Raw genomic sequence first — 10,436 nt, forward strand, 5'->3', positions numbered from 1 at the left:
CCCCCCCCCCCCCCCCCCCCCCCCCCCCCCCCCCCCCCCCCCCCCCCCCCCCCCCCCCCCCACGGGCGAGCCCGCATAGCGTGCTTCCGCTGCCGTTCGGCGGTCACGATCCACAAGAGGGCGACCACAAGGGACAGACGGGGGTGCGTGCGTGCGCGTGGGACTCCTTACGGAGGGTGGGTATCCGTATGCCTCGGGTGAGGGTGGCCAGTGGTGCGACCAGCTCGTGCGGGGCCTGCCCGGGCACGACTTCGAGATCTGCGCCCTGAGCCGCCGCGCCCGGCAGGACGCGGGCGGCTGGTGCGATCTCCCCGAACACGTCCGGCGCGTGCGCACCGCTCCCCTGTGGGGCGACCCGGCCGGGGCCGTGGGGCGCGCGCACCGCTCGTACGGGCGCCGGGAGCGACGCCGCTTCGGCGCCTACTTCGCGGGGCTGGCCGAGGCGCTCACCGCCACCGTCGAGCCCGGCCCCGACGACCGCAAAGACCAGGCGTACCGTTTCGCCGACGCCCTGCACGGCCTCGCCGACCTCGCCCGCGACGCAGGGGGCCTCGGCTCCGCCCTCCGCTCCGAACAGGCCCTGCGCATCCTGGAGACCGCCTGCCGCACCCCCGGCTCCCACCCCGCGGCCTACGGCATCCGCGTCGCCGACCTCCTCGCCGTCACCGCGCTCCTGGAGCGCGCCCTGCGGCCCCTGTCCCTCGACTGGTACGGCACCGACACCGACCGCGGGCTCGCCGGCGTCGATCTGTGCCACGCCACCACCGCCGGCCCCGCCGCCCTGCCGGGACTGCTGGCCAAACGCTTCTTCGGCACCCCCTTCCTCGTCACCGAGTACGAGGTGCGCCTGCGCGCCTACTACCTCAACAGCGCCGCCAGCGCCGCCGGCCTCTCCCTGCCCGTGCGCACCCTGCTGTCGGCCTTCCACCGGCAGCTGACCGCCGAGATCTACGCCCGCGCCGACATCATCACCCCCGGCGACGCCCAGGTGCGGCGCTGGCAGGAGCGCTGCGGCGCCGACCCCGAGCGGCTGCGCACCGTCCACCCCGGCCTCGACCCCGCCCCGTACGAGGGCGCGGGGGAGCGGGCCGAGGCCGGCGACGGTACGGACGACGGCCGGACCGTCCTGTGGACCGGCGGCAACGCCGACCCCTTCCTGTGGGAGGCCCTCGCGGCCCTGCGCCAGGCCGAGCCGGAGGTGCGCCTGCGGATCGCCGCGCCGCCGCTGCCCGGCGTCCAGCCCGCCTTCGGCGTCTCCTACGCCCCCGAGGCGACCCCCGACACCTACGCCGCGGGCACCGTCGTCGTCCTCGCCGGCGGCGCGGAGACCTTCCCGCGGCCGCTCGTCGAGGCCATGCTCTGCGGGCGCGCCGCCGTCGCACCGGACTGCGCCACCGTCCGCGAAGTCATCGGCGGCACGGGCCTGGTCGTCCCGCCGCGCGACCCCGCGGCCCTCGCCGAGGGCTGCCTGGAGCTCCTGCACGACCCCGGCCGAAGAGCCAGGCTCGGCGCCGCGGCCCGCGCCCGCGCCCTCGAACTCTTCACCACCGAAAGGCATGTGACGGACTTCCACGGCCTCTACCTCGAACTCATCTCCCGCGCCCCCGCCCGCGAGAGCGCCGCCGACCCCTCCGTCCCCTTCTCCCACGCCGCGGAAGCCCGCGCCCCGATCGACCTGGCGTCCCGCCAGTCCTCCCCGACCTGGGCGGGGCGCCCATGACCACACCCCTGAGGGACGGCAGCGCACCGGCCGCCGCCGGCATAGCCGCCCCCCGCACCGACCCGGTGAAGGCCCTCCTGAACCGCCACCACGGCCTGTGCTCCCGCGCCGTGGACCCCTTGGAGATCGCCGCCGTCCTGGAGGACGGGGGCCTTACGGACCGCGCCGCGGCGGAGTGCCGTCACCGCGACGTCTTCTCCCTCGCCGACGAGCTCTACGCCCGCGCCGACCGCGAGGAGCCCGCCCGGCCCGCGCCCGGCGCACCCTGCGGCCCGGCAGCGCTCGTGCACCCGCCGCGCGCCTCGTGGCGCTTCGCCGGCCTGCTCGCCGGCGCCTGGCTCGTCGCGTACGCCTTGCTCGGCGGCCCCGCCCTCGCCGTGCTGCTCTCCGGCCACCTCCCCGGCGGTGTTTCCGGCGGTGTCCCCGGCCACGCGGGCGGCCCGGTCCCGGCGGGCGCCCTGCGCGCCGCGGCCCCGGCCGCCGCCGCCCTCGTGTGCGCGCTCGTCCCCGCCGTGTGGTGCGCGCGGTGGTTCGCCGGGCGCATGCGCCACGCCCTCGCCGCCAGCCGCTCCCGGGCCGAGTTCCGGGCGCGCGCCTGGCCCCTGCTCCTCACGTCCGTAGGAGCGTTCACGGCCGCCCTGGCCGCGCTCCTGTGGTCCGCGCGCGCAGCCCTGGGGGCGCCCCCCGCCCCGCCCGGCGAGCTCGTCGCCGTCACCGCGCTCGGCGGGCTGCTCTTCCTGGCCCGGCTCCTCACCGCGCGAGGCTCCGGGCGGGCCGCCGCCGTCGCCGTACTGGCCGCCTGCGGCGTGGAAGCGGCCGCGCTCGGCGCGGCGGCGATGGGGGCGGGGGCACCCGGGGCGCGGCTGTTCGCCGCGCCGCCCTCCGCCGCGCACGCCGCCGCCTGGGCGGCCGGTTCCTACGGGCCCGCCGTCATACCCCTCGTGGCCTGCGCGCTCCCCGCGCTCGCCCTTTTTGCCTACGCCCTGACCGCGCTCTCCCGGGCCTCCGCCCACCGCCGCGGGGCGCTCGCCCCGGCCCCCGCCGACCCGGGAGAGGACCCCGTCCGGGCCCGGTGACCGCATCCGTCCCACAGCACACCCCCCTTCAGAGGAGCAAGGAAGATGACCGTTCACCCCATCCGCACCGCCGGGCGAGAGCGAGGGCGCGACCGATGAGGGTTCTGTTGCTCGGTGCCAACGGCTACCTCGGCCGCTACGTGGCCGACCGGCTGCTCGCCGACCCCGCCGTCCAGCTGACCGCCCTCGGCCGCGGCGACGACGCGGACGTCCGCTTCGACCTCGCCACCGGCAGCCCCGGCGCGCTCACCCGCTTCCTCAACGCCGTCCACCCCGGCGTCGTGATCAACTGCGCGGGCGCCACCCGCGGCGGCGCCCGCGACCTCACGCGCCACAACACCGTCGCCGTCGCCACCGTCTGCGAATCGCTGCGCCGCAGCGGCTGCGGCGCCCGCCTCGTGCAGCTCGGCTGCTCCTCCGAGTACGGGCCCTCCCAGCCCGGCTCGTCCACCGCCGAGGACGCCGTCCCCCGCCCCGGTGGTCCGTACGGGGTGAGCAAGCTCGCCGCCACCGAACTCGTCCTCGGCTCCGGCCTCGACGCCATCGTCCTGCGCGTCTTCTCGCCCGTCGGCCCGGGCACCCCCGCGGGCTCCCCGCTCGGCCGGCTGGCCGACGCCCTGCGCCGCGCCATGCAGAACGGCGACAACGAACTCAAGCTCAGCGGCCTCGGCGTGCAGCGGGACTTCGTCGACGTCCGCGACGTCGCCCGCGCCGTGCACGCCGCCTCCCTCTCCGCCGCCCAGGGCGCCGTCAACATCGGCACCGGCCGCGCGGTCCGGCTGCGCGAGGCCGCGGCCACGCTCGCCCGCGTCGCCGGCTACGGCGGCTCCCTCCACGAGCTGGACGACCCCCACCTGGGCACGCCGCCCGCCTACCCCTACCCCGACGGCTGCGGCAGCTGGCAGCAGGCCGACGTGCGCACCGCCCGCGACCGGCTCGGCTGGCGCCCCCGCATCGGCCTGGAGGAGTCCCTGGCCGACATCTGGATGGAGGCCGCGTGTCGCATCTGAGCCCGCCCGGGCAGCGCCGGTCCCGCGCTGCCCGCGAGGCCCCGCTGCGCTTCGGGGTCCCGGGCTTCGCCCATCCCCTGATGGCCCCCGCCGAGTGGGGCGAACTCCTGCGCACCGGCGTCCCCGTGGAGTGGGTCGTCCTCGGCAGCGGCGCCATGGCCGCCCCGGGCGGGACGGCCTCCGGAGGCCCCGGCGACCGCCCGGACCCGTATCGCGTCGCCGCCGCCGCCCGGCTGCGCGAGGCGGGCATCCGGGTCCTCGGTCACCTGGACCTCCGCTTCGGCGAGCGCCCCCTCGGCGAAGTGCTCTCCGAGGCCCAGCGCTACCTCAACTGGTACAAGGCCGACGGGTTCGCCCTCGACGCCACCCCCGCGGACCCCGCCGCCCTGCCCGGCACCCGGCGCACCGTCGCCTCCCTGCGCACGATCCTCGACCGCGCCTACGTCGTGCTCGTCCACGGCACCCACCCCTCGCCCGGCTACGCCGACCTCGCCGATCAGCTCGTCACGTTCTACGGCCCCTGGTCGGCCTACCGCTGGTCGCAGGTCGCCGAGTGGACCGCGGACTTCCCGGCGGCCCGCTTCTGCCACCTCGTGCACGGCGTCCCCCGCGCCCACCTCGACGAGGCGCTGCGCCTGGCCCGCTGGCAGGGCGCCGGCACGATCTACTTCACCGACCGGACGGACCGGGACGAAGCGGACCCCTGGGAGGTGATGCCCGGCTACTGGGACGAGATCGTCTCGCGCATCGGACCGGGTGTCTCGGAATGAGACGGGGCGTGGCAGGGTTACAGGGGAAGAACCGAACGTCGCCTGTATGTTCCCCGCGCGAGCGGGGACGCCTCTCCTGGAGACCCCGTGTCGCTGCCACCCCTGGTCGAGCCGGCTGCCGAGCTCACCGTTGACGAGGTCCGTCGGTACTCCCGCCACCTGATCATCCCCGATGTCGGAATGGACGGGCAGAAGCGCCTGAAGAACGCCAAGGTGCTCTGCGTGGGTGCCGGCGGTCTCGGTTCCCCCGCGCTGATGTACCTGGCCGCCGCCGGCGTCGGCACGCTCGGCATCGTGGAGTTCGACGAGGTCGACGAGTCGAACCTGCAGCGCCAGATCATCCACAGCCAGGCCGACATCGGCCGCCCGAAGGCCGAATCCGCGCGGGATTCGGTGCAGGGCATCAACCCGTACGTGAACGTCGTCCTGCACGAGGGCCGCCTCGAGGCCGACAACGTGATGGAGATCTTCTCCCAGTACGACCTGATCGTCGACGGCACGGACAACTTCGCCACGCGCTACCTCGTCAACGACGCCTGCGTGCTGCTGAACAAGCCGTACGTGTGGGGCTCCATCTACCGCTTCGACGGCCAGGCGTCCGTCTTCTGGAGCGAACACGGCCCCTGCTACCGCTGCCTGTACCCCGAGCCCCCGCCGCCGGGCATGGTGCCCTCCTGCGCCGAGGGCGGCGTGCTGGGCGTGCTGTGCGCCTCGATCGGCTCCATCCAGGTCAACGAGGCGATCAAGCTGCTCGCGGGCATCGGGGAGCCGCTGGTCGGCCGCCTGATGATCTACGACGCCCTGGAGATGACCTACCGCCAGGTCAAGGTCCGCAAGGACCCCGAGTGCGCCGTCTGCGGCGAGAACCCGACCGTCACGGAGCTCATCGACTACGAGGCGTTCTGCGGCGTCGTCTCGGAGGAGGCCCAGGAGGCCGCCGCCGGCTCCACGATCACGCCCAAGCAGCTCAAGGAGTGGCTCGACGACGGCGAGAACATCGACGTCATCGACGTCCGCGAGCCGAACGAGTACGAGATCGTCTCGATCCCGGGCGCCCGGCTGATCCCGAAGAACGAGTTCCTGATGGGCACGGCCCTGCAGGACCTGCCGCAGGACAAGCGGATCGTCCTGCACTGCAAGACGGGTGTCCGGTCCGCGGAAGTCCTCGCCGTGCTGAAGGCGGCGGGCTTCGCCGACGCCGTGCACGTGGGCGGCGGCGTGATCGGGTGGGTGCACCAGGTGGAGCCCGAGAAGCCGGTGTACTGAGCCCGGCTCCGGATTCCGCCGTGCCGGTGAGGGGGGCCCCGCGACCGCGGGGCCCCCCTCACCGCTTCACGAACGGCCTCACTCCTACGAGCACGTCGTGCCCTGCGCCGGGGCCTTGCCGTCCAGCAGGTACGCGTCGACGGTGCGGACCATGCAGGAGTTCCCGCTGTTGTAGGCGCCGTGCCCCTCGCCCTTGTACGTGACCTCCACGGCCACGTCCTTGCCGAGCCCCTCCGCCATGCGGTGCGCGCCCGCGTACGGCGTCGCCGGGTCGCCGGTGTTGCCGATGACGACGATCGGCGCGGAGCCCGCCGCGCTCACGTCGATCGTCGTCCACTTGCCCTCGACGGGCCAGCCCGTGCAGCCCAGGAGCGACCAGGCGGAGGACTCCCCGAAGACCGGGGACGCGGCCCGGAACTCCGCCAGGCGGGCCTTCACGTCGTCGGCCGTGTAGCGCTGACGGGCGTCCGCGCAGGAGATCGCCCGGTTGGCCGGCCCGAGGTTGCTGTAGCGGCCGTCGGAGCCGCGGCCGCTGAGGAGGTCGTAGAGCAGCAGCAGGGTGTCGCCGGTGCCCTTGTTCATCGCTTCCTGCAGGCCCTGGGTCAGGAACTTCCAGGTGTCCTTCGAGTACAGCGCGGACGCGATGCCGTTGACGGCCTCGTCCTGGGTCAGCTTGCGGCCCTGGCGCGTCGGCAGCGGCTGCGCGTCGAGCTTCTCGAGCAGTGAGACGATCCGCTCCTGGGTGGGGCAGCGGGCCGCCCGGGACGAGGCGGCGCAGTCCTTGAGGTAGTTGGCCAGGGCGAGCTGGAAGCCCTTCGCCTGGCCGAGGTTGCCCTGCACGGGGTCCTGCGTCGGGTCGACCACCGCGTCGAGCACGGCGCGCCCCACGTTCTTGGGGAACGCGTGGGCGTAGACGCCGCCGAGCTCCGTGCCGTAGGAGATGCCGAAGTAGTTGAGCTTGTCGTCGCCCAGAGCGGCCCGCAGCCGGTCCATGTCGCGGGCGGCGCTCAGCGTGCCGACGTGGGGCAGGACCTTGGCGGAGTTCTTGGCGCAGGCGTCCACGTACGCCATGTTCGCCGCGAGAGCGGTGCGCTCCTCGTCCGCGTCGTCCGGGGTGCCGTCGACCTGGGCCGCCGCGTCCGTCTCCTTGTCGCTCAGGCAGCGCACGCCCGCGCTCTCGCCCACGCCCCGCGGGTCGAAACTGACCAGGTCGTAGCGCTCACGCAGCTTCTCGTAGCTGGTGGCCAGGCCCGGCAGGGTGGCCACGCCGGAGCCGCCGGGGCCGCCGAAGTTGAAGACGAGCGAGCCCAGGCGCTTGTCCTTGTCCTTGGCCTTCGTGCGGATCAGGGCGAGCTCGATCTTCTCGCCGTCCGGCTTCTCGTAGTCGAGCGGCACGGGGAGCTTCGCGCACTCCCACGCCTTGCCGGGGGCCTTGCCGTCGCTGCCCTGCGCGGCGGTGGGGGCGGAGCACGCCGTCCAGCGCAGCCGGACGTCCGCGGCGCGGTCGTCCCCGGCAGCGCCTTTGGCGTCTCCGGCGGACGAGGAGTCGCTGCTGCCGCAGCCGGTGGCGGCGAGGGCCGTCACGAGCGCGACGCCTGCGCCGAGGAGTGCGGTGGTGGCCCGAGGGATGGTGGCCCGAGGCCGTAGGGAACTCATTCCACCGACTCTACGGAGGTGAAGGCCGCGGGACAGCCGCCGCGTGGAGGCGTCACCCGGCGCGCAGGGGCGCACAACCCATTTGCGCGGCCACGGCGTCCACGTAGCGGGGGAAGGCCTCGCGCGGGTCGTCCAGCGGGGTGTGGGTGCGGCCGGGGCCGGTGCGCATGGCGAAGACCGTGGGCCTGCCGTCGCAGTCGGCCCGGACCAGGGCTCCGGCCGCGTCGATGCTGCCGTGCGCCCGCCAGCCGGGGGCCGGCGGGCGGTCGCCGGTCAGGCCGTCGAAGAGGGCGACCAGGCGCGGCCTGCCGGTCGTGACGAAGCGGGCGGCCCAGCCCTCGGCGCCGCCGGCTATGACGCAGCTGTGGAAGTCGGTGGCCGGGGCGGGGGCGGGAGCGTCCTTGGCGGGAGCGTTTTGGGTGGGGGTGCCTTTGGCGGAGGCGCTTTTGGAGGGGGCCCTTTTGGAGGGGGCCGGTGCTGGGGTGCCGCACGGGTTTCGGTCGGCGTCCGGGGCGGGCGTGGTGGGTTGTTGTTCCTGGCGGAGGCGGATGGGCGGGAGCGTGGTGCAACTGGTGGCCTTGGTCGCCCTGTTGGCGGCCTCGATCAGCAACTCGCGCAGGACGGCGGAGGGAAGGGCGGCGGCGCTCTTCAGCGTCACCACCGACGGGCGGCCGTCCACGTCGCAGCTCTCCGGGAGCACCAGGGCGCCCGTGCCGGAAGCGGCGGTGAAACCCGGCAGGCCGTCCGGGAGGGGGACGTCGCCGCCCCCGAATAACTCGCCCAGCCACGAGCGGCGTTCGTCCGGAAGGCGCGGCCCCGTGCCCAGACGGAGATCCATCCGCTGCTCGGACGCGCCGAGGCCGTGGCCGCCGTGCCAGCGGAGCGAGCAGTGACCGGTGGGGCGCCCGGGCACGGGTGCGCTCTCGTCGGCGATGCGGTCGCGATCACCGCGGCGGAACGGCGCCTCGTCCTCGGGCCAGGCGCCCCAGCAGTACGAGCGGTCGCCGAGCGGGGAGGACTGCGTCTGCCAGAGCGCGACGAGGGCGGCCACCAGCGCGGCGATGGCCAGGGCGCCGGTGAGCGCCCGGGCGCGGCGGTCGGCCTGGTCGCCGGTGGTGTGCGGCGCCTTGAACGGCGCCTTGAACGGCGGCCTGAACGGCGCCCTGAACGGTGTCTTGTACGGCACTGTCGTCCCCCCGAACTGCGTTCGTCGTCCGCGGAACTGCTGTGCGGGCGATCGTAGTGCGAGCCACTGACATTCGACCCCGAATCAGGATCGATCATGCCTTGGGCCCACGCCACCGGTGATATGTGCTATGTGTGCTATGAGCAGATCTTGTCTGTTTCCGGCACCGTACCGTTCAGCAGGTAGGCGTCGACGGCCCCCTTGACACAGGCATTGCCGCTGTCGTAGGCGCCGTGGCCCTCGCCGCGGAACGTCAGCACGGCGGCCACGCCCCGCCCCAGCTCCTGCGCCATCCGCTTCGCTCCCTCGTAAGGAGTCGCGGGGTCGCCGGTGTTGCCCACGACGAGGATCGGCGCGGAGCCCTTCGCGCTCACGTCGGGCGTCTGCCACGCGCCCTTCACCGGCCATCCCGTGCACTGGGTCAGGCTCCAGGCCATGAAGTCCCCGAAGACCGGGGACGCCTTGCGGAAGGCGGGCACGCGCTGCTCGATCTCCGCCGCCGTGTAGCGCTGGGCGAAGTCCGCGCAGGTGATGGCGTTGAGGGACGACTGCAGCGTGCTGTAACGGCCGTCCTGGCCGCGGCCGTTCATCGCGTCGCCGAGCGAGAGGAGCAGGCGCCCGTCGCCGTTCTCGGCATCCTCGACGCCCTCGGTCAGGTAGTCCCAGAAATCCTTCGAGTACAGGGACTGGGCGATGCCGCTCGTGGCCAGCGAGCGGGTCAGTTCGCGGCCGCCGGCCCCCGGGATCGGCTTCTCGCCCAGGCGGCGGAGGAGGTCGCGGATCTGCTCCTCCGTCGGGCAGTTGTCCGACGTCTGCGCGCAGGCGTCCAGGTAGTTGGTGAGCGCGAGCTGGAACCCCTGGGCCTGGCCGAGAGCGCTCTGCAGGGGGTCCGCGCCGGGATCCACCACGCCGTCGAAGAGGGCCCGGCCCACCTTGTCCGGGAACAAGTGCGCATAGACGCCGCCCAGTTCCGTCCCGTACGACACCCCGAAGTAGTGCAGCTTGGCGTCGCCGAGGACCTCGCGCATCAGGTCCATGTCGCGCGCGGCGTTCTCCGTGCCCACGTGCGGCAACACCTTGCCGGACCTGCGCTCGCAGCCCGCGGCGTAGGCCGTCACCCGGTCCACCAGGGCCTTTTGCTGCCGGGGAGCGGCCGGGGTGGCGTCCGCCGCGTAGTACGCGTCGAGTTGCCCGTCGTCCAGGCACGTGACACCGCTGCTGCGGCCCACGCCCCGCGGGTCGAAGCTGACCAGGTCGTAGCGGGTGCGCAGGTTCTCGTAGTCCGCTGCGAAGGCCGGGAGCGTGGTGACGCCGGAGCCGCCGGGGCCGCCGAAGTTGAAGATCAGGGAGCCGATGCGGTGGGCCTGGTCCGTGGCCTTCGCCCTGATCAGGGCGATGTCGATGGTGTTGCCGTTGCTTCGGGGCTTGGCGTAGTCGAGGGGCGCGTGGAGAGTCGCGCACTCCCAGTCCGGGCCGGGCGCTCCGCCCGACGACCCGCCGCCGCTCTGTGCCGTGGTGGGCGGCGGGCAGGGCTTCCAGGACGGCTTCTGGCGGGCGGCGCCCTGGGCGCCCTGCGCCTGCCGGGTGCCGGTCGCCTCGCTCGGGGGCGCGCTGCTGGCGCCGTCGCTGCCGGTTTTGCCGCCGCTGTTGCCCGTGCAGGCCGCCGCCGTGACCGCCAGGAGTGCGGCGGTGAGTATGCGCCTTGCCCGTGCGGATCTGCTCACCTGCTCATCGTCCGGGCGGGGCGGGGCG

8 protein-coding genes are annotated in these 10,436 nt (G+C 74.5%); 5 read left to right on the plus strand and 3 right to left on the minus strand.

What is annotated here, in order from left to right:
* Nucleotides 1-157 precede the first annotated feature (157 nt).
* The 5 genes from ACSNOG_RS29735 (at nucleotide 158) to moeZ (ending at nucleotide 5,842) form a co-directional block, all read left to right on the plus strand.
* Nucleotides 158-1,720, plus strand: a complete 1,563-nt coding sequence (locus tag ACSNOG_RS29735; protein ID WP_436755803.1) for a DUF3492 domain-containing protein — start codon at nucleotides 158-160, stop codon at nucleotides 1,718-1,720.
* Nucleotides 1,717-2,796: a hypothetical protein gene (locus ACSNOG_RS29740; RefSeq protein ID WP_436755804.1), complete on the plus strand. Its 1,080-nt coding sequence runs from the start codon at nucleotides 1,717-1,719 to the stop codon at nucleotides 2,794-2,796. Before ACSNOG_RS29735 ends, ACSNOG_RS29740 begins: the two co-directional genes overlap by 4 nt.
* Nucleotides 2,797-2,891: 95 nt before the next feature.
* Nucleotides 2,892-3,806 (plus strand): NAD-dependent epimerase/dehydratase family protein, encoded by a 915-nt coding sequence (locus ACSNOG_RS29745; RefSeq protein WP_190023110.1) that lies wholly within the window; start codon nucleotides 2,892-2,894, stop codon nucleotides 3,804-3,806.
* The gene (locus ACSNOG_RS29750; RefSeq protein WP_436755805.1) at nucleotides 3,794-4,576 is read left to right on the plus strand and encodes a spherulation-specific family 4 protein; all 783 of its coding nucleotides are present in this window, start codon (nucleotides 3,794-3,796) and stop codon (nucleotides 4,574-4,576) included. Before ACSNOG_RS29745 ends, ACSNOG_RS29750 begins: the two co-directional genes overlap by 13 nt.
* A gap of 87 nt (nucleotides 4,577-4,663) precedes the next feature.
* Entirely contained in the window at nucleotides 4,664-5,842 is a 1,179-nt protein-coding gene (gene moeZ / locus ACSNOG_RS29755) for an adenylyltransferase/sulfurtransferase MoeZ (protein ID WP_436755806.1), read from the plus strand.
* 84 nt (nucleotides 5,843-5,926) lie between these two features.
* Here the strand turns inward: moeZ and ACSNOG_RS29760 are convergent, their stop codons facing one another.
* From ACSNOG_RS29760 to ACSNOG_RS29770, 3 genes are all read right to left on the minus strand, one after another.
* Entirely contained in the window at nucleotides 5,927-7,498 is a 1,572-nt protein-coding gene (locus tag ACSNOG_RS29760; protein ID WP_436755807.1) for an alpha/beta hydrolase, read from the minus strand.
* A gap of 52 nt (nucleotides 7,499-7,550) precedes the next feature.
* Complete coding sequence (locus ACSNOG_RS29765; protein WP_436755808.1) at nucleotides 7,551-8,684, minus strand: hypothetical protein; 1,134 nt, start codon at nucleotides 8,682-8,684, stop codon at nucleotides 7,551-7,553.
* 137 nt (nucleotides 8,685-8,821) lie between these two features.
* A complete protein-coding gene (locus ACSNOG_RS29770; protein ID WP_436755809.1) occupies nucleotides 8,822-10,408 on the minus strand; it encodes an alpha/beta hydrolase in 1,587 nt (528 codons plus the stop codon).
* Nucleotides 10,409-10,436: the final 28 nt, after the last annotated feature.

It is taken from the genome of Streptomyces sp. URMC 124, assembly GCF_051386455.1.
GTDB lineage: Bacteria > Actinomycetota > Actinomycetes > Streptomycetales > Streptomycetaceae > Streptomyces.